Annotated in this window: 20 protein-coding genes; 9 read left to right on the top strand and 11 right to left on the bottom strand. The window is 38.5% G+C overall.

The annotated features are described in order from the left end of the window. The 4 genes from hyfE to A3854_RS07275 are packed head-to-tail and all read right to left on the bottom strand — an operon-like array spanning nt 1 to nt 4,115. On the bottom strand, nt 1–645 hold the full coding sequence (gene hyfE / locus A3854_RS07290) for a hydrogenase 4 membrane subunit (RefSeq protein WP_072594544.1): 645 nt from the start codon (nt 643–645) through the stop codon (nt 1–3). Nucleotide 646: 1 nt separating this feature from the next. Beyond that, complete coding sequence (locus A3854_RS07285; RefSeq protein WP_084041928.1) at nt 647–1,567, bottom strand: respiratory chain complex I subunit 1 family protein; 921 nt, start codon at nt 1,565–1,567, stop codon at nt 647–649. A gap of 9 nt (nt 1,568–1,576) precedes the next feature. After that, complete coding sequence (locus tag A3854_RS07280) at nt 1,577–3,544, bottom strand: proton-conducting transporter transmembrane domain-containing protein (protein ID WP_084041927.1); 1,968 nt, start codon at nt 3,542–3,544, stop codon at nt 1,577–1,579. Between the two features lies 1 nt (nt 3,545). Continuing rightward, complete coding sequence (locus A3854_RS07275; RefSeq protein ID WP_021091760.1) at nt 3,546–4,115, bottom strand: 4Fe-4S dicluster domain-containing protein; 570 nt, start codon at nt 4,113–4,115, stop codon at nt 3,546–3,548. Between the two features lie 414 nt (nt 4,116–4,529). Here A3854_RS07275 and A3854_RS07270 point away from each other — a divergent pair, with 414 nt between their 5' ends. From A3854_RS07270 to A3854_RS09845, 3 genes are all read left to right on the top strand, one after another. Then, nucleotides 4,530–5,615 (top strand): MBL fold metallo-hydrolase, encoded by a 1,086-nt coding sequence (locus A3854_RS07270; protein ID WP_084041926.1) that lies wholly within the window; start codon nt 4,530–4,532, stop codon nt 5,613–5,615. Between the two features lie 44 nt (nt 5,616–5,659). After that, on the top strand, nt 5,660–5,947 hold the full coding sequence (locus A3854_RS07265; protein WP_021091759.1) for a hypothetical protein: 288 nt from the start codon (nt 5,660–5,662) through the stop codon (nt 5,945–5,947). Nucleotides 5,948–6,574: 627 nt separating this feature from the next. Then, a complete protein-coding gene (locus A3854_RS09845; protein WP_257639890.1) occupies nt 6,575–6,700 on the top strand; it encodes a hypothetical protein in 126 nt (41 codons plus the stop codon). On the opposite strand, the gene A3854_RS07260 is transcribed toward A3854_RS09845, so the two are convergent. The 4 genes from A3854_RS07260 to mnmG all read right to left on the bottom strand — a co-directional run bounded on the left by A3854_RS07260 (nt 6,697) and on the right by mnmG (nt 11,709). Further along, nucleotides 6,697–7,740 (bottom strand): c-type cytochrome, encoded by a 1,044-nt coding sequence (locus tag A3854_RS07260; RefSeq protein WP_084041925.1) that lies wholly within the window; start codon nt 7,738–7,740, stop codon nt 6,697–6,699. The genes A3854_RS09845 and A3854_RS07260 overlap by 4 nt on opposite strands. Before the next feature lie 2 nt (nt 7,741–7,742). Beyond that, nucleotides 7,743–8,987, bottom strand: a complete 1,245-nt coding sequence (locus A3854_RS07255) for a cytochrome b (RefSeq protein ID WP_084041924.1) — start codon at nt 8,985–8,987, stop codon at nt 7,743–7,745. A 10-nt stretch (nt 8,988–8,997) separates the two neighbouring features. Continuing rightward, entirely contained in the window at nt 8,998–9,501 is a 504-nt protein-coding gene (gene petA, locus A3854_RS07250; RefSeq protein WP_021091707.1) for a ubiquinol-cytochrome c reductase iron-sulfur subunit, read from the bottom strand. A gap of 345 nt (nt 9,502–9,846) precedes the next feature. Continuing rightward, complete coding sequence (gene mnmG / locus A3854_RS07245; protein WP_084041923.1) at nt 9,847–11,709, bottom strand: tRNA uridine-5-carboxymethylaminomethyl(34) synthesis enzyme MnmG; 1,863 nt, start codon at nt 11,707–11,709, stop codon at nt 9,847–9,849. Nucleotides 11,710–11,878: 169 nt separating this feature from the next. Here mnmG and A3854_RS07240 point away from each other — a divergent pair, with 169 nt between their 5' ends. From A3854_RS07240 to A3854_RS07215, 6 genes are all read left to right on the top strand, one after another. Then, nucleotides 11,879–15,331, top strand: a complete 3,453-nt coding sequence (locus A3854_RS07240; protein ID WP_084041922.1) for an acyl-[ACP]--phospholipid O-acyltransferase — start codon at nt 11,879–11,881, stop codon at nt 15,329–15,331. 178 nt (nt 15,332–15,509) lie between these two features. Next, nucleotides 15,510–15,722 (top strand): transporter substrate-binding domain-containing protein, encoded by a 213-nt coding sequence (locus A3854_RS10030; RefSeq protein WP_257639889.1) that lies wholly within the window; start codon nt 15,510–15,512, stop codon nt 15,720–15,722. A 9-nt stretch (nt 15,723–15,731) separates the two neighbouring features. After that, nucleotides 15,732–16,484, top strand: coding sequence for an amino acid ABC transporter substrate-binding protein (locus tag A3854_RS07230; protein ID WP_084041921.1), 753 nt, complete (start codon nt 15,732–15,734; stop codon nt 16,482–16,484). Nucleotides 16,485–16,493: 9 nt separating this feature from the next. Continuing rightward, a complete protein-coding gene (locus tag A3854_RS07225; RefSeq protein ID WP_084041920.1) occupies nt 16,494–17,246 on the top strand; it encodes an amino acid ABC transporter substrate-binding protein in 753 nt (250 codons plus the stop codon). A gap of 23 nt (nt 17,247–17,269) precedes the next feature. After that, entirely contained in the window at nt 17,270–17,938 is a 669-nt protein-coding gene (locus A3854_RS07220) for an amino acid ABC transporter permease (RefSeq protein WP_084041919.1), read from the top strand. Beyond that, nucleotides 17,938–18,675 carry an amino acid ABC transporter ATP-binding protein gene (locus tag A3854_RS07215; RefSeq protein ID WP_084041918.1) on the top strand — a complete coding sequence of 246 codons (738 nt, stop codon included), beginning with the start codon at nt 17,938–17,940 and terminating at the stop codon, nt 18,673–18,675. Before A3854_RS07220 ends, A3854_RS07215 begins: the two co-directional genes overlap by 1 nt. A 33-nt stretch (nt 18,676–18,708) precedes the next feature. Here the strand turns inward: A3854_RS07215 and fldA are convergent, their stop codons facing one another. The 3 genes from fldA to A3854_RS07200 are packed head-to-tail and all read right to left on the bottom strand — an operon-like array spanning nt 18,709 to nt 20,240. Further along, nucleotides 18,709–19,200 (bottom strand): flavodoxin FldA, encoded by a 492-nt coding sequence (gene fldA / locus A3854_RS07210; RefSeq protein WP_084041917.1) that lies wholly within the window; start codon nt 19,198–19,200, stop codon nt 18,709–18,711. Nucleotides 19,201–19,211: 11 nt separating this feature from the next. Continuing rightward, entirely contained in the window at nt 19,212–19,925 is a 714-nt protein-coding gene (locus tag A3854_RS07205; RefSeq protein ID WP_084041916.1) for a UDP-N-acetylmuramate--alanine ligase, read from the bottom strand. 3 nt (nt 19,926–19,928) lie between these two features. Continuing rightward, nucleotides 19,929–20,240, bottom strand: a complete 312-nt coding sequence (locus tag A3854_RS07200; protein ID WP_084041915.1) for a DUF2325 domain-containing protein — start codon at nt 20,238–20,240, stop codon at nt 19,929–19,931. Nucleotides 20,241–20,290 lie beyond the last annotated feature (50 nt).

Here is a 20,290-nt window from a genome sequence, read left to right as displayed (position 1 = left end):
CTAACCCCTTAAATTTGAAGCTTTAGAAGTATCTAAGCTATCATAAGCTTTATAAAATCTAATCGCTAAGACGCTCATGATGATAACGGCAAATATCGCATCTGTTAAAATTCCAAGCTCGACTAACTCATGTGAGTTATAAGCCATTAGAGCAAGGCTTAGATGGATACCGTTTTCAAACAAGCAGTAAGCTAGAATTTGTTTTATAAATGAGTTTCTTAGCATGAAGCCAAAAATTCCCATCATAAAGACCGTTCCAGCTGCGATTAGCATGATCTCTTCTTTAATAAGAGAGAATTTTAAAAATATAGGGTGGATACTCATTGAAAGAGCTAGAGAAAATCCCATAGCAATAACAGGGCTTACAAAAAATCCACCAACTGGCTCATCTTCGCTAACTACGCCAAGTTTTTTGATAAGCCAGAATAAAATTCCTGGCACAAGCAAAACTTTGGTAAAAAATGCAACGATCGCCCAAGTTTTGAGCTGCTCGGCATTAAATTTCTCAGATAGCAAGAAAAATATGCTAACTAAAAGTAGTGTCTCAATCGCATAAGCGATGATTGAGAGTTTTAAGCTTCTAAGACCAAAAACCGCAAGCGAAGTTACGATCATGCAAATGGCTAAAATATCAAGTGTTTGCATCTCACACTCCTACTACATAAAGTGTTAGTGCAACAAACGAGATAGCAAGTGCACCAAGTGCATTTTTGCGTAAAGATGAAGTCATTTTAAAGCGTGGTCCAAAGTTGTCTATAAAGACAGCCGCTACGTAAAATACTCCAGTTTTTATCACAAAAACGATAATAGCTAAGAAAGGATTGCTAAAATTCCATGGCTCAAATATAGTTAGGAAAAGTCCGATCATAGCAAACTGTTTTAATATAAGTGATGCTTGAACTAAACCAAGGTCGCTACCTGCATACTCGCCAAGTAAGCCCTCTTGAAGCTCTTGCTCAGCTTCAGCTACGTCAAATGGTTTTCTACCGGTCTCAACATACATACACCATAAAAATGCGATAGAAGCTACGGCAAAACTTGGGATTTGATATCCTATAACGCCAGTTTTTACCATCTCTTGGATCTCAATTAAATTTGATGTTTTAGCTGCAAGCATTACTACGATTAGGCACATGATCATAACTGGCTCGACATATACGCCTAGCATTTGCTCCCTGCCGCCGCCTGTTGCTGCAAATGGGTTGCCGCTATCCATTGAAGCTGCACCAAATACAAATCTAAGCAATGCGCCAAGATAAAGGATCACAAATATATCTGAATATGCTCCAAAAACAGTATCTTTGCTATATGTTATAGGTATAGCAGCTAATACTGCAGCTGAAGTTGCAAAAAGGAAAAATGGAGCCCATCTAAATACCCAGTGTGAGCACTCAGGCACGGTTCTTCCTCTTCTAAAGAGTTTTATAATATCGCGATACGTTTGAAAGAAATCGCTACCTTGTTTTGATTGAAGTCTAGCTCTTAGTTTTCTTGCCATACCATCAAACAAAGGAGCTACCAAAACGATAACGACTACTTGAAATATCATTAAAAGTATAGTTTGCATTTTCGTCTCCTAAACTAAAAAGTAGCCCACAGCAAGTATGGCACAAAGATAAATTAGGATATAAAGCGTATAGATGTTTGTGTATCCGCTTTGAACGATGCCTAGTTTATCGGCAAATTTCATACACCATTTGATGACTGGCTCATAAAACATTCCCCACCAGATATCTTTTGGATGGTTGTGATATTCAACCGCGTCAAAATAATTTCTAGTAACGATCTTTTTATCAGCTCTAAATAGCCATTGCATGATCTTTCTAAGATCGCCTGTAAATGGACCACCTGTCATTTGCATACGTGAGCTATATTTAAAGCCGCATGCCCAAGGATCAGTCTCGCGTGGTTTATCTCTATTTGCTTTCATAACAGCAAGGATGATAAATGGCAAAATCATTGTTGAACAAAGAACCAAGGCTATCAACGGAGTTGAGATCATACTGCCTATAGGTGAAGTTACATTTATAGCACCAAGACTAGCTTTATAGTCACTTATAGCGATAGAATTTACAGCTTGCATGATGTAATCAACTATGTAGTTTGCGCCAAGGCCAAAGCCAACGCAGCCTATCATTAGGATGATCATACCAAGAACCATGCCTATTGGACTCTCTTTAGCATTTTCCCAAATTTTTTGATCTCTTGGAGTACCTGCAAAGATAACAGCGTAAAGTTTGAGGTGCATGCCGACCAAAACGCCTGTTAGCGCAAGAGCTACGACGCCAAGCGTAAATGCATATCTAACTAATGTTCCTTCTCCCATCGCACCTTGAAGCATACCTTGATATGTAAACCACTCTGAAACAAAGCCATTTACTGGAGGTAAAGCTGCAATACCCATGATACCTATAAACATACCAAGGCTTGTCCATGGCATCTTTTTGGCAAGACCACCAAGGATATCCATATTTTGTGTATGAGTAGCGTGGATGACTGAACCAGCGCAAAGGAAAAGCAAGCCTTTAAATATAGCGTGGTTAACTACGTGGTAACAACCTGCTAGAAAACCTACTGCTGCAAGTGTTAAATTTCCAGCTGCAACGCCATAAATTCCTGTGCCAAGACCTAGCAAGATGATGCCTATGTTCTCAACTGAGTGATAAGCAAGCAAAGCCTTGAAGTCGTGTTGGCAAAGAGCGTATAAAACACCAAATAGTGAGCTAGCTGCACCAAGAGCTAGAATCGTAAGGCCAAAATATGTGCTAAGTGGCAAGTAAAGTGTAAATTTAACTAGTGTAAATAGAGCAACTTTGATCATAACGCCTGACATAAGGGCTGAAACGTTTGATGGTGCTGCTGGGTGAGCTTGTGGAAGCCAAACGTGAAATGGCCACATACCAGCTTTACTACCAAAGCCGACCAAAAATAGTGCAAATACAGCAGCAGAAGCGCCAAATGGCATCTTAACACCCATAAATGCGCTAAAGTCAAAGCTTCCTGCATAGTAAGCAGTGATAAGCAAACCACAGGTGATACAAAATGCTCCAATTTGTGCGATACCAAGATATACCATAACCGCTTTAAGTGTATTTTTACCGTCATTGACGATGATAAGAAATGATGAGATAAGAGTCATAAGCTCCCATAAAACAACAAAGCAAAATACATTATCAGCGCTAATTACTAAAAGCATTGAGAGTATAAATGTATTAAACAAACATGCAAACACACCAACGTTTGCTTTTTTGATGTACTCATCTGCATAGCTCATACCATAAACGCTACTTGCAAATCCGATGAAAACAACGACAAAGCTAAAGAAATTTCCAAGTGGATTTAGCGCAAATTTTGGCGAATACAAAAATCCATCCATAAGAGCAAAGCTATCACTTACTCCCATATTTGCAACAAAGTGGCACATCGCGTAAAAACAGCTTAAAGCGCTTAGTCCAAAACCAACCTTTACAGCGGCCTTTGGAGCACAATAAAGCAAAATGCTAACGACGGCACTTACAAGAAATAGCATATAAACCGTAGTCATCTTATGCTCCTTGTCCGTTTAAAATTTTAGTAGCAAATTTATTCGCTGCTTCATAGTCTATCCTCTTACCAAGTTTATGTTTGCCTTCTTCTGGATCAATCATAACAAGAGCACTCGTCGGACAGACATCAACGCAAGCTGGTCCGTTCTCACGACCAAAGCACATATCACATTTAACAGCGATATTTTTTGCGCCTGATTGTGACTCTATCTCAAGGTTGTACTTTGGCTCGACAGCGTAATTTACTGAAGGCATAAGCTCTGCACTTGAGCTTATCGCACCGTAAGGACAAGCGATCGTGCACATCTTACAGCCTATACAAATTTCCTCGTGAAGCTCGATGCAATTATCATTAAATCGCAATGCTCCAGTTGGACACACATTCGCACAAGGGCCATCGTCGCATTGTCTGCACTGAGTTGGCATAACGCCAGTAGCTTCTCTTAGCACACTTAGCCTTGCACGTGACAGCTTGCCGCGTTCATAAGCGCTCTTAAAACATGCAGCCATGCAGGTCGCACATCCTATACAGCGTTTATAGTCGGCAATCACAAATTTATGTTTTTTCATAAATTCCTCCCATTAAACAAGGCTAAACTGCCCTGCACACTTTTAAAGTGATGGTTAGTCACCAAAATAGAGATAGTTAAATTTTTATTTAACATCTCAAACGCTCCTTCCTAATTTTTGTAATAATTCTATAACTTACAATGAATAAATTCCGTCATCTATCTGACAAATTTTGTATTTTTAGAATTAAATTTTTATTTTATATATCTTTAAGATTATCTACTTAATATCGATTTTTAGGTATGTTTATTTGCTAAAGGATAATATTTATTAATAAAATTTTCCTATAAAGAGTAAAAATATCTTAATTAAGTTTAAATTTAAAAGTTAATTATTTAAGCTCGGGTTAATTAAATAAAGCTGAAATTTAAAAATCTAAAATATAATCCGACCTTTAAATTTAAAAGGCTTTTTATGGGAATTTTTATAGTTATACTTTTGCTTATTGTTGCAGTTTTTGTATTTATAAAATTTGCCCCTGTTTTTGGTGGCGTGCCAGATATTAAAAGCCAAAAGCTGATAAGTGCTTCGCCAAATTTTAACGGCAAAGTTTTTATAAATTTAGAACCAACGATTGATATGGTAAAAAATAATCCACAAGCATCTATGTTAAATTATATTCCGCAAGCGCTCTTTCCACCAAAGGGCAAACTACCAAAGCGACCTTTGCCAAATTTAAAATTTGATGCAAAAGCCCTCAAAAATGGCGAGTTTATCTGGCTTGGGCACGTTAGCCTCATCTGTAAGCTTGATGACAAAACCATCGTCACAGATCCAGTTTTGCACCGAGCATTTCCACTACCAATTGGCGGTAAGCCCTTTGCCTATAAGCATGCTATCACCGCTAGTGACTACCCAGATGTGATCGATATCGCCCTCATCTCGCACGATCACTACGATCATCTTGATCATAAAACGATACTCGAGCTAAAAGATAGAATTTGCAAGTTTCTAGTGCCGCTTGGTGTAAAAGCTCACCTTGTAAAATGGGGCGTTGATGAAGACAAAATTTATGAGTTTGACTGGTTTGGTGAGCAAAAAATAGGAAATTTAAACTTCACGTTTTGTCCTTCAAGGCACTTTAGCGGGCGCACATTTAAAAGAAATACGACGCTTTGGGGTGGCTGGGCGGTTGAAGAGGCTGGCTTTAGCTTTTATTTTAGCGGAGATGGCGGATACGGCAAGCATTTTAAGATGATAAATGAGAAATTTGGTGCCTTTGATCTAGTTTTTATCGAAAATGGTGCTTACGGCGATGGCTGGCCTTACGTGCATATGAAGCCAGAGGAGTCAGCGCAAGCGCTAAAAGATCTTGGTGCAAAGCTTGGTGTACCGGTGCACTGGGGCAAATTTGATCTATCTTATCACGCTTGGGATGAGCCGATCAAGCGTTTTGAAAAGGCAGCGATAAAACTTGAGCTAAACTACGCAACGCCGATGATCGGAGAAGTTTTCACTACCCAAAATCCGCCTAGAAAAAAGTGGTGGGAGAAAATTTAGGAATAAAATTTGCTGTAAATTTTAAAATCCAAAAGGAAATGCTGATGAAAATTTCTGAAAATTTAGCAAATCTAAAAAATGTCATCGATAAAGCTGCAAAAAACGATCTTGATATGAGCGCAACTGGAAGCTTTTTACAAAATTTAGAAAAAGCGAATAAAGAGACTGAAAAAATTTATAAACAGCTAGAAAAAGAGCTAAAAAGCGATGCACAAATGTTTAAACAATTTGACTTCATGCAGATGATAACAAAGCTTCAATACGGCAACCTAAAGCCAAATGAACGTGAAAAACTGCTCAATAAAATGAGCAAGATCGCCAAGGAAATTTAATTTAAATAGGCTTGATGCGGAGTTAAATTTTACTATTTTTGTAAAATTTGGTGGGTTTTAGTGAGTGATTTGCTTAAAATAAATTCATTTAAATAGCGACCGTTAAAACTCAGATATATTTCTATTTTCTACTGAAACGATTGTGTATTCATAGCCTTACATGGTAGCATAGGCATGCTACTGCTTTTAGGCTTTTAGGTAAATTTTTAAAATTTCATAAACGAGTAATTTCGGCTCTAAAATTTGAGCTAAGCAGTAAGCGAAGCTAGATTTTAGTAGTCAATTTTTGCAAGTGAATGAAAGTTTTAAAATTTACAAAATAGTAAATTTCTATTTTTAAAAATATAGACTTTAAATTTAAAAACTTTATTCGAAAGGGAGGGGACTTGAATTACGAAGCCGTACCCTTATCCCTTTTTTTAATCCCCTGTCTGCTTGCAGTTACAAGACGAAGTCGAAGTAAAAACCTCTCGCAAGCTAGAGGGCATGCGATAGCGCTTTGCGCCGCATGCATTTTACATCAAGCAAGTGTCAGGTAAATTTTAAAATTTATGAGCGAGCATATCACGCTTCCAAATTCAGCGGCAAGTAATAACGAGACCTGAATTTGGTAAGTTGCTAAGGCGAGTGAATAAGATTTTAAAATTTGTAAGAGTATTTGATCAAATTTACAAAAACGAATTTAAAGAATACCTATTTATATGTAAATTTACCAGAGAAGATTTAAGAGCCAAAAAGGCTCTTAAATTTTAGTGTAGTTCGCTCCAAACTTTGCGTTTCCAAAGCCAAGCAAAAATTCCCAAGATAAAGAAGTAGATCATCACATAAATACCAGTGCTCTCGCGCTCAGCCTTTTTCTTGTCACCTACTTTTTGGATATAAGCTACCACATCGTCTTCAGCGGCTTTATTTAAACCAACTCTTGGCATTGCAGTACCTGGTAGCATCTTTTGAGTATCGTTTATAAATTTATGTAAATACTCATCGCCTTTTGAACGAATCATCATCGATAGGTCAGGTGGGTTTGAGCCCATATAAGCAGCAAGGCTTACTTTATTGCTAAATGCATATTTTTTGTCATATTTTATATCATGACATCTTTGACATGCATCAGCGAAAACCTTTTCTTCAGTGATCTTATTGTTTGCCTTTTCATAATCGGCAGATACCTTTTTCAAATAAGCTACTATATCGGCAGTCTCAGCATTTATATCACCACCAGCACCCATAAATGCGGTCATCGGAAATGGATGCTCGTCGTTAAATTTATGAGTTAGCTTTAAAGCCATATTTGGATTTTTAATGAGTGCGGCCAAGAATTTATCATCATAAATTTTACCAGCGGTACTAAGATCTGGTGGCACTACACCAAAGCTTTGACTAGCTGTCTCAGCATCCATACCAGCTGGCATACCTGCTGCCTCTATACCGTGGCATCCTGTACATCCAGCTGCTACAAAAGTATCAGCACCCTTTGTAGCGTCACCTTTTGTAAGATCAATAGAGTTAATGTCATTCCAAAATGCTGTATAGTCATCAAGAATTTTTTGTGCTACTTCTACATCTTTTGTAGCCGCATCTATACTTGCCTTATTTCCGCTAGCCTTAGCAGTCTCAAGTGCTGTCTTTTTTTGCTCTAAAAAGTGCTTTGCATAGTCAGTATCTTCTTTTGAGAAGTTATACTCAGCATTTGCAGTGTGTGGATGAAGTTTTGTGTGAGCATAAGGCTCGATACCCCAATATAAAACACCTGAAAGAATAACAACAATGGCAAAAATTTTAAGTTCTTTCATGATTAGCCCCTTTTTCTTTCAAGTATTGTTATAACTGGCAACGCAATTATAAATAAGAACAAGAATAGCAATGATGAATAAAATCCTATCCAGTCATTATAACCACCTGTTGGGAGCTTACCATATATAGATAAAACGATAAGATCGACAACTAAGACCCAAAACCATATAAAAAATAGTGGTCTTTTATGAGCTGGAGCTACAAGGTCGCTTCTATCAAGAAGAGGTATAAGCATAAATGCAACACCCGCAAACGCAAACGCGATAAGACCAATATTATAAGCAGAAATTCCAGCTATATCAAAGAAGAAGCCACGTAAAATTTCATATTGCCACAAGAAATACCACTCTGGATAGATATGTGGTGGGGTTTTTAGTGGATTTGCTGGCTCAAAGTTGATAGGATCCATTGCAAAGTTGAAGTGATAGCAAACAAGATAGATGACAAATATCATAAAGAATGATACATACATAAAGTCTTTTGCCAAAAATCCTGGCCAAAATGGTATAACTTTAGATTTTGCTCTATCGCCGTGTAGATACTCTTGTGCCTCTACTTCAAAGTCGATATCTTCGCTTGTTAGGTTATTAACGTGTGGAACTCTTAAAGAGTAGAAGTGAATAACCAAAACAGCTATCGTTACAAGTGGCAATAAACAAACATGAAGCATAAAAAATCTAGTAAGTGTTGAGTCGCCAACTGCGTAATCGCCTCTAATCCACTCAACTAAAGCGTCACCAATAACTGGCACACCGCCAAAAAGCTGAGTGATAACAGTTGCCGCCCAGTAGCTCATCTGTCCCCATGGGAGCATATAACCACTAAATGCCTCTGCTGAAAAACAGATAAATAGCACCATACCACTTATCCAAATGACTTCCCTGCCTCTTTTGTATGAACCATAGTAAAGTCCAGTAAGCAAGTGAATATACATAATAAGAAATATCGTAGAAGCTGAAACTGCGTGAATGTGACGCCAAAGCCAGCCATACTCGACCTCTTGCATGATAGTATAATTTACACTATCAAATGCCAAATTTACATCTGGTTTGTAATACATTAAAAGTAAAAAACCAGTAACAATTAAGAGCATAAAAAGCGTTGTTAAAATAACGCCCATTGCCCAAAGGAAATTTATATTTTTTGGAATCCAGTATTCGCTAACTAGAACCTTCATAAGTTTTGTAAAAGCTAGGCGTTGATCAAGCCAGTCAATAACGCCAGTTGATTTATGAGCTAAAGACATTGCTATCCTCCTAAGCTTTTGCTACTAATTTTTCGTATTCTGGGCTTGTTTCGCCTAGAACTAGCTTGGTTCCATCGATCTTAAATGGTGGTATATCAAGTGGTCTTGGAGGAGGTCCATATGTTTGCATTCCGTCGGCATTAAATTCGCCGCCATGACAGGCACATACAAACATTTGTTTACTTGCTTTATACTCAGGTATACAGCCAAGATGCGTGCAAAGTCCGATAAGAACTACGTATCTAGCATCCCCTACGACAACATCTCTTTTGTCATTTTTAGCCATATCAGGACTTTTTTTAAGGATGAAAATAGGCTTTTTACGCCATTCAACCTGCCTCATTTCTCCATCTTTGATCGGACTTAGATCAACTGTTGTGAAACCAGCAGCTTTTACGCTTGGAAGCGGATCCCAGGTCTTTTTAACAGCCACTAGTGACATAGCGCCGCCGACAGCTGCCACAGCACCAAACGCAAGGCCGATAAAGCTACGTCTTTCTTGCTTTACTGACATTAAATTCCTTTCTATAAATAAATTCTTAACGATTATACTCTCAAAAAATTAAAAAACTATAATCTCACAATATAGTTTGTAAAAATAAAGTGAATTTAAGCTTTTTTTACACCAAAATTTGAGATAAATTTATCTAAAAGTACCTATATATCGTAAATTTAAACTTTTTATAAAAGAGAAATTTGATCTAATATCTAAACATTAAGATAAAAAAATTTTCTATTTTAGCTCTCGTAAAATAGAAAATTTTAATAATAAAATTTATTAATCTTAAAAAATTATAAATAACAACTATTAAAAATGATAAGCTTTGTTTTAAATTTTAAAACCATAAAAGGCTTAAATTTAAGCCTTTTTCTCGCTCATCTTTATGTAGATATGCAAGATATCGATCGCTGCTGGCGTGATACCTGAGATTTCACTCGCAGCAAAAAGCGTAGGCGGTGCAAATTTCTCAAGCTTTTCGACCACTTCATTACTAAGACCACTCACACCTCTAAAGTCAAAATTTTCAGGAATTTTCACATCCATCATGTCTTTCATTTTTTCTATTTGATTTTTTTGCTCATTTATGTAGTGCTGATATTTACACTCGGTTAAAATTTGATCCACACTCGCATCATCTAAATTTGCAAATTTCTGATCAAGCCTTCTTAGTTTCTCAGCTGTAAAGCTCTTGCGCGCGACAATCTTTTGAAGGCTAACATTTTGACTGATCGGCTCTTCATCAAGGCTAGCTAAAAGCTCTAAATTTTGCTTGCTCGGCGTAATTTGAGTATTGTTAAGGTAAGCAAGCCCATCTTTTAAATTTTGCCTGATAGCTTCAATTTCATTAAAAGTTTCGTCATCAATAAGTCCAAGCTCATGACCATATCCGCCAAGCCTTAAAATGGCATTTTCTTCACGCAAAAGCAAGCGATACTCCGCCCTACTCGTAAACATCCTATATGGCTCTTTTGTCCCTTTTGTGACAAGATCATCTATCAAAACGCCGATATACGCCTCATCACGGCGCAAGATGAGCGGTTCTTTGTTATCAAGCGAAAGCGCTGCGTTTATACCAGCCATTAGCCCCTGAGCGCCGGCCTCCTCGTATCCAGTCGTGCCGTTGATCTGCCCTGCCAAGTATAGCCCTTTTACCTTTTTGGTCTCTAAGCTATGTTTTAACTGCGTTGGCTCGACGTAGTCGTACTCGATAGCGTATCCGTGCCTTACTATTTTGGCGTTTTCAAAGCCCTTTACAGAGCGGAGCATCTGCACTTGCACCTCATAAGGCAGGCTCGTTGAAAAGCCGTTTATGTAGTACTCTGTCGCTTCAAGGGTCTGAGGCTCGATGAAAAGGTGGTGTCTGTCGCGGTCGCCAAAGCGGTTTATCTTATCCTCGATACTAGGGCAATATCTTGGTCCGATACCCTCGATCTGACCTGTAAAAAGTGGCGCTTTGTCGAAATTTGAGCGGATTATCTCATGCGTAGTTTCGTTTGTATAGGCGATGTAGCATGGCAGCTGCGTTGGTGAGAAATTTTTAGTTCTAAAGCTAAATGCAACTGGCTTTGCGTCGCCATCTTGCTTTTCTAAAATTTCAAAATTTATCGTTTTTGCATCGATCCTTGGACATGTTCCAGTCTTTAGCCTACCTAAATTTAGCCCAAGCTCTCTTAGACTGCCACTAAGATCCTTTGCACTTAGTTCGCCCACGCGGCCAGCTTCTAGTTTATTAAATCCAACATGAATTAGCCCGTTTAAAAATGTGCCAGTGGTGATTATCACCTTTTTTGCACTATAGATATTATTTAGGTGGGTTTTAACGCCAGTTACTTCGCCATTTTCGCTTAAAATTTCAGTAGCGATCTCTTGAGAAATTTCTAAATTTGGAGTGTTTAAAAGTAAATTTCTCATATAAACTCTATATCTATCCATATCTATCTGAGCGCGGCTACCACGCACAGCTGGACCTTTGCTCTCATTTAGCACGCGAAACTGGATGCCAACAGCATCGGTTGTAAGTCCCATTTGACCGCCAAGCGCGTCGATCTCTTTTACAAGATGTCCCTTTGCAAGGCCTCCAATGGCTGGATTACAGCTTGCAGCACCTATTTGCTCGGCCAAGATCGTGATAAGTAAAGTTTGCTTGCCCATTCTAGCAGCCGCAAGACTTGCTTCAATGCCTGCATGCCCGCCGCCAACGACGATTATTTCATAATTCATGATAAATTTTTCCTAATTTTTTGATTGCGTGATTTTATCCAAAAGCATATAAAATTTAAATTTTTTAAAAATTTTTATTACCAAATTTAATGTAGAGTTTTTTATTAATAATATTTTAAATATTTTGCTGTTAGATTTACAAAATTTTTAAAATCACAAAGGTCTTTCTATGATGAGTTTATTAAAAGTTGCTGGCTTTTTGCCCTACCTTGCGATCGCATTTTTAAATGCAAGTGTCGATCTAGCACACAAAATCACCATACAAAACGTTCTTTTAAAAACATACGATGGCGATATACTTTTTATCCTAACAGCCGTCATAAACGCAATGATCTTGCTACCATTTATATTTTTATTTTCGCCCTCAAGCTTTATAAATGATAAATTCTCAAAGACAAAAGTCATAAGAATTTGTGCCATTTTTGGCTTTATCATTAGTGTCGCGGTGCTTTTTAGCTATCTTGCAGGTGCTTTTGGCGTAGCTTTTGCACTCACACTCATACTAGCCGCTCAAAGTGCGATCTACTCACCAGCAAAATACGGCATCATCAAAGCCCTAGTCGGCCCTGAGCGCCTTGGCACAGCAAATGGCATCATCCAAGCGCTTACCATCGTTGCGATACTTTTTAGCTCATTTTTATTTTCATTTATATTTGAAAATTTATACATCCAAGGCGAAAATTCAGAAGAAATTTTAAAAAGCGTCTATCCTATTGGCATCTTTTTAGTCGTATTTAGCGCACTTGAAGCATATTTCGCCTATAAGTTACCTTGCATCGATGAAAAAGACGAAACAAACGAAAATTTTGATATTAAAAAATATATTCGCCTTAGCTATTTAAGAGAAAATTTAAAAGAAGTAAGGTCAGATAAAAATATCTGGCTAAGCATCGCTGGACTTAGTATATTTTGGGGAATTTCTCAGATCATCATCGCAGCTTTCCCAGCTCATTACAAAGCCGTTTTTAACGACGACAGCTCGCTAGCGGTGCAAGCAATTCTAGCAGCAAGCGCCATAGGTATAGCATTTGGCTCATACGTGGCTGGCTCTATGTCAAAGCTACATATCGAGCTTGGTATCGTGCCGATGGGTGCTATTGGTATATTTTTCTCGCTTTTATTTTTCGCATTTGGCTCAAGCATCAGCGTAGTGAGCCTTAGCTCATTTGCATTTGGCTTTTTTGGTGGAATTTTTATAGTACCGCTAAATGCGATGATCCAGTACTTTGCCCCGCAAAAGACCACCGGCAAGATAATGGCGGCAAACAACTTCTTACAAAACGTCTCAATGCTGCTATTTTTAGCCATTGGCATAGGTTTAGTATATTTTAAAATTTCAACCACTGGGCTCTTTGTCTTTACAGCCCTTGTTTGCTTGATCGGCAGCTTCTACGCCATTTTGCAGCTTCCACACCTTTTTACAAGGCTACTTTTGTTGCCATTTTTAAAGACAAAGTACCGCTTTTTCGTTGAAGGACTTCAAAATTTACCACAAAGTGGCGGCGCGTTACTTCTTGGCAATCACATCAGCTGGATCGACTGGCTCGTGCTTCAAGCTGCAAGCCCAAGGGGCATAAGATTTGTCATGTATAGAACGATCTATAACAAATGGTATCTAAAGCAAATTTTTAAATTTTTTAAAGTGATCCCAATAGGTGCAGGGGCAAGCAAAGAGTCGATCGAGCTAGTTAGAGAGTGCCTAAAAAATGGCGAAGTAGTCGCGCTTTTTCCAGAGGGCCACATCAGCTACAACGGCCAGATAAATGAGTTTCAAAAGGGCTTTGAGCTTATCATCAGAGATCTAGAAGAAATTTGCATCGTGCCATTTTACCTTCGTGGCCTTTGGGGATCTAGCTTTTCAAGGGCTAGTAAATTTTACAAAGATCTCACTTCTAAAAACGGCAGACGCGACATCATCGTCGCCTTTGGCAAGCCAATAACCACATTTATAAACGCTGCAAAGATGAAGCAAAAGGTGCTTGAGCTTAGCTTTTCATCGTGGGAGAGCTTCATCTCAAGGCAAAAACCGCTAACAAGCGAATGGCTAAATAACGCAAAAGAGGATAAATTTAAAGAGTGCGTGAGCGACAGCACTGGGCTAAATTTAAGCAACTTGAAATTTATAACAGCCGTTTTAGTATTTATCAAAATTTTCAAACGCGAGCTAAAAGATGAGAAAAATATAGGCATCTTGCTACCTAGCTCAAGCATCGCAGCTATCGTCAATATGGCGCTTCTTGCCATGGGCAAAGTGAGCGTAAATTTAAACTACACACTAAATGAGACCTCGCTAAATCACGCCCTAAGAAAGGCAAATATAAACACAGTCATCACCTCTAGCAAATTTCTTGAAAAACTAGCACTTAAGGGCTTTGATCTAAAAGATGCGATGAGCAAAAAGGCTAAATTTGCAGAAGATCTCTCAGCTAGCGTCTCAAAAAAAGAGAAATTTTTAACGCTTTTAACTGCGTTTTTTGCTCCAGTTTGGCTTATTAAGCTTTGCTATTTTAAGCGTGTAAGCTTAGAGGATACGGCTACCATTTTATTTAGTAGTGGCAGCGAGGGCGAGCCAAAAGGCATCGAGCTAAGCCATAAAAATTTACTTGCAAATATTAAACAAATAAGCGAACTTCTAAATTTCAAAAAAGATGACGTGATATTAAACTCACTCCCAGTATTTCACTCATTTGGCCTAACAGTCACCACGCTCATGCCGCTTTGCGAAGGCATAAAAATGGTAAGCGTGTCTGATCCAACAGATGGAGCGACTATCGGCAAAATGGCCGCAAGACACAGCGCTAGCATCATCTTTGGCACCTCAACGTTCTTTAGGCTCTACACAAGAAATAAAAAGCTTCATCCGTTGATGTTTCAAAGTGCCAGAATGGTCGTAGCTGGGGCTGAAAAGCTAAAACCTGAGATAAAAGACGAGTTTAGGCTCAAATTTGGCATAGAAATTTATGAAGGCTATGGCGCGACCGAAACGGCGCCAGTAGCTACTGTAAATATGCCAAATATCCTAGAAAAAGAGAGCCTAAAAGAGCTTACATTTAATAGACCTGGCAGCGTTGGCATGCCTCTGCCTGGCACTATCATCAAGATAATCGACCCAGAGACGCTTGAAGAGCTAGAAACTGGCACAGACGGGCTCATCGTCATTGGCGGATCGCAGGTGATGAAGGGCTATCTAAACGACGAAGCTAAAACAAGCGAGGTCATCACGCACATTGATGGCGTAAGATACTATAAAACTGGCGATAAAGGCCACATCGATGAAAACGGCTTTGTATTTATCGTCGATAGGTATTCAAGATTTGCCAAGATAGGCGGCGAGATGATAAGCCTTGGAAGCGTCGAAGAAGAGCTTGCAAAGGTGCTTGGAGGCGATGTTGTCTTTAGTAGTGCAAATGTACCAGATAGCAAAAAGGGTGAGGCGATCGCGCTTTTAGTAAAAAGCGGCACAGAGCCCAAAAATTTAGAGCAAATTTTAAAAGAGAGTAGCCTTGCTCCTATAATGATGCCAAGCTATATCTTCATCGTTGATAATATCCCAACACTTGCGAGCGGCAAAGTTGATTTTAAGGGGGTAAAAGCTCTAGCGGTCTCACTTTTAGCGGAGTGAGGCACCGCCCTCTTTTTTTCGTGACAAAATGCGACAAAATACTACCTAGATCGCAGTTGCGACTGACATTTGCATAAATCTTAAAAATTTTTCTTTTTTTGCAAATTCCATTATTGATTTTATTTTTTAGAAAGAGTTTTGTATAAAATTTCTAGTGCTTTTAAATTTGGTGCCATTCGTGCAATTGTTTGCTAAATTCTACCTTTGCAAAATTTTACTAGCAAGCATAAAAGATAACGCCATACAAATAGTGAACAAAATGGGCTATAACGTAGAAAAAGGTAACAAAGAGCTGCTAATTAAGATAAACTTTGCCCTAAATGAGCTTAGCAAAGAAGGAGCTTTAAGCGAAATTTCGCTTAAATACTTCGGCAAAGACATTTCTAAATAAGGAGAATTAATGAATTTTAAGCCCATTTTTGGCTTGATCGCAGGTGCTTTTTTAGCTTTAAATTTAAATGCTTCAACTATCAAAAAAGGCGAACTTATCGTCGCAACTGAAGGTACTTACTCACCTTACTCATTTTACGATGAAAAGGGCGAGCTAGTAGGATATGACGTAGATATTGCAAGAGCCGTAGCGCAAAAGCTAAATTTAAAAGTTGAGTTTCTAACAGCTCCTTGGGATGCGATGCTAGCTGCATTTGATGCTGGTAAAGCTGATGTTGTGTTTAACCAAGTAAGTATAAACGAAGATAGAAAGAAAAAGTATGGTATGAGCGTGCCTTACACTATGCCATATCCTGTAATAGTCGTGCATAAAGATAATAACGACATCAAAAGTTTTGCTGATCTAAAAGGCAAAAAAAGCGTGCACTCTGCGACTAGCAACTGGGCAGCAATAGCCGAGAAAAATGGCGCAACAGTGGTTGTGGCTGATGGCTTTAGCAAAGGCGTGGAGCTTATCATCTCAAAAAGAGCTGACGATACGATAAATGACAACGTCACATTTTTTGACTACATCAAACAACGCCCAAATGCACCACTAAAAATCGCATACACAAGCAACGAGCCGATGCCAACAGCTGCAATCGTTAAAAAAGGCAACACTGAGCTATTAGAGGCGATAAACAAAGCGCTTGATGAACTAAAAGCCGAGGGTAAGATAAGCGAAATTTCTATGAAATATTTTGGAAAAGATATTTCAAAATAAAGGATCAAAATGAAATTTACAAATTTATTAAAAGTAGTAGCTGTGCTTGCGATGGCTTTAAATTTACAAGCAAAAACTATAAAAGATGGCGTGCTAACAGTAGCAACTGAAGGCACTTACGCGCCTTTTACATTTTATAATGATAAAAATGAGCTAGTGGGATACGATGTAGATATCGCAAGAGCGGTAGCGCAAAAGCTAAATTTAAAAGTTGAGTTTCTAACAGCTCCTTGGGATGCGATGCTAGCAGCATTTGACGCTGGCAAAGCAGACGTGGTGTTTAACCAAGTAAGCATAACTGATGAGAGAAAGAAAAAATATGCTTTTTCAGTGCCTTACACTGTGACATTTGGCGCTATCATCACTAGAAAAGATAATAACGATATAAAAAGCTTTGCTGATCTAAAAGGCAAAAAAGATGCCGACTCAGCGACAAGTAACTGGGCAAAAGTAGCCGTAAAATACGGCGCTGAGCTAGTTGTGACTGATAGCTATGCTAAAAGTATGGAGCTTCTTATATCAAGACGCGTAGATGCTGTTGTAAGAGACAACATCGTATTTTACGACTTCATAAAAGAGCGTCCAAACGCACCCGTAAAGATAGCCGCCTCACTTGATGAGAAAGACTACACAGCAGTAGCTGTTAAAAAAGACAATGCTGAGCTTGCAGAGCAAATTTCAAATGCTCTAAACGAACTTTCAAAAGAGGGTAAATTAGAAGCCATCTCAAAAAGCTACTTTGGCAAAGATGTCTCAAAATAAAATTATAAACCAACAAGGCAAAAATGGAAAATTTAGATAGAGTGATCGAGCTTGTTTCAAGCTCGACACTACCGATGATCATCGCACTTTTAAAAGTGACGATCCCACTTACTTTGCTCTCATTTTCGCTAGGGCTTGTCATCGCCATTATCACAGCAGTAGCAAGGCTTTCAAATATAAAAATTTTAAAATTTATATTTGCCACCTACGTTTGGATATTTCGCGGTACGCCACTTCTCGTGCAGCTTTTTATAGTATTTTATGGGCTTCCTAGCATTGGCGTCACGCTTGATACTTGGAGTGCTGCTACCATAGCATTTAGCCTAAACGTGGGTGCTTATGCCTCTGAGTCCGTAAGAGCTGCCATTCTTTCTGTGCCAAAAGGTCAGTGGGAGGCTGCCACATCGCTTGGCATGACGCATTATCAAATTTTAAAGCGTATCATCGCACCTCAAGCAGTAAGGATCTCGTTACCGCCACTTTCAAACACATTTATAGGCCTTGTTAAAGACACTTCACTAGCAGCTTCTATAACGATGGTTGATATGTTTATGGTCGCTCAAAGGATCGCAGCAAGGACCTTTGAGCCACTCATCCTCTACATCCTAGCAGCGCTCATCTATCTAGTGGTTTGCACACTTTTAACCTATCTTCAATCAAAGCTTGAAAAAGCTGTCTCAAGGTATGTCTAATGGCTATAAATTTTAAAAATATAAGCAAATCTTACGGCGATCATTTGGTGCTAGATAACATAAATACAAGCTTTAAAGAAGGGCAAACGACCGTGATAGTTGGCTCATCTGGTTGTGGCAAATCAACGCTTCTTAGATGTATAAATTTACTTGAGATCCCACAAAGTGGCACTTTAGAGGTAGATGACAGAGCTGTAAATTTTAAAGATAAGCTTAGCTCAAAAGAGCTTTTAGAAATTCGCAAAAAAACAGGCATGGTCTTTCAAAGTTTCAACCTCTTCCCGCACCTAACAGCGCTTCAAAATGTCACTGAAGCTCCGATCTACGTTCAAAAAAAGGATAAAAACGAAGCAATAAAAGAGGCAAAAGAGCTTTTAGCCAAAGTGGGGCTTAGTCACAAAGAAGATACCTATCCAAACAGGCTCTCTGGCGGTCAAGCACAGCGTGTAGCCATCGCTAGAGCACTAGCCGTAAATCCATACTTTCTACTACTTGACGAGCCTACAAGTGCTCTTGATCCAGAGCTTGAGGCTGAAGTTTTAAAGGTCATCTTATCTCTTGCAAAAGAGAAAAAGTCTATGATCATTGTCACTCATAATATGAATTTTGCTAGAAAGATAGCTGATAGAATTTTGTTTTTAGATAAAGGTGTGATCGCGTTTGATGGCTTGGTAGATGAGTTTTTCAATAGCCAAAACGAAAGAATAAAAAGCTTCATCTCAGCTATGGATATATGAAAATTTTAGCTAGAAAATCTAGCTAAAATTACATTAAGCAAAGTGAGGCTTTATCTGCTCTATCCAAGCTGAAATTCTACCCTCAGTTTTGTCACTTTGGTTATCAGCATCAAGTGCTAAACCTACAAATTTTCCATTTTTTACGGCATCAGAGCCATCAAATGTATATCCGTCAGTGCTAACCTCACCAACTACCTTTGCGCCAGCTTTTACGACCTCATCATAAAGCTTTGCCATGCCATTACAGTACTCATCAGAGTAGCTCTCGCTATCACCCATGCCAAAAACAGCGACTGTTTTTCCGCTTAGATTTAGCGCTTTAAAGTCAAACGCATCCCAGTCATCTTGAAGATCGCCACTACCCCAGGTTGATGTACCAAGGATGAGCTTATCAAAGCTATTTAGTTTTGCTGCGTCTACATCGGCAACGTTTAAAAGCTCATTTTCAAGGCCTAGACCCTCACTTATAAGTTTTGCTGCATCTTCGGTATTTCCCATGCTGCTTCCATAAACTATACCTATCATTTTTATCCTTTTTAAAAAATTTTACTAATAATCGTATAAGGCACAAGCTTGATCAAACCTCTCGCACAACAGTGCCTAACCTCAACGTGTCGCCTAAATTCCTCATTTCTAGGAAAAACGATATAAACCATCTCACACTCGTGACCAAGCACACCGACGGCTCTATCTATATCGTCGTTTAAATTTCTCATATCATCAAAGCTCACTTTTTTAAAGCTTGGCATGATGCTGAGCAAATTTTTACCATCTTTTTTAACCGAAATGACACCGCTATTTAGCATGACCTCTTTATCTTGATGGCGGAGGCGTATTTTATCATAAACAAATTGACAAAACATCTGTGCCGCATCGATGCAAAACTCAAATTTTCCACTTGCATAAAGCATTTTTATCATCTTTGCAGCCGTCATTTTCGGCTCTTTTGCTATAAATTTTATCTTTGAAAAGTCACCTTTTAAATAAGCATTTATGATGATATTTGATGAAATACAAAAGCGGTCTGCTGGCTTAAAATTTAGACATTTCTCACGAAGTAGGAAATTTATCCTAGCTTCAAAAATTTCTTTGAAATTTAGAAATTTAGCGTAAGAAAGTGGTATTTTTAGCTCACTTTCTACACCAGAATTATAAAGTGCAATAAAAATTTTTGCACGCGAAAGCCTATCAAGCTTTGCAAAAATATTTGGAGTTATTTCGCCAATATCTGATAAAAGCCCGAATCTCATTGATTATTCTTTGCATCCAAATTCCTTATCTAGCCCAAAGACCTTGCAGTACTCGCAAAATACGCAACTAACGCTTCTTTTTGCACAAACAATTGGAATATTTCTCTTTTTTGCTTGAGTTTTAATAGTCTTCATCGTGTTGTGGTTTAAAAAACTAGTTAGCATCACCACGCACTCGGTATCTTGAGGAATTGGCTTGCGATTTACACGGTTTTCATTTCTAGCATCCCAGTGCTCTATCTTCTCAGCTCCCAAATCATATAAAACTGCCTTGATAGGCGTTATCTCATCTGCACCGATAACTAAAACTGACATAATAAGCTCCTAAAATTTATTCGTTTTCTGATAATGATTATAAGGAAGCT

The organism is Campylobacter concisus (genome assembly GCF_002092845.1).
GTDB classification, from domain to species: Bacteria; Campylobacterota; Campylobacteria; order Campylobacterales; family Campylobacteraceae; genus Campylobacter_A; species Campylobacter_A concisus_AQ.
Note: the sequence above shows the minus strand (reverse complement) of the source record. Positions and strands in the feature narration are given on the sequence as shown.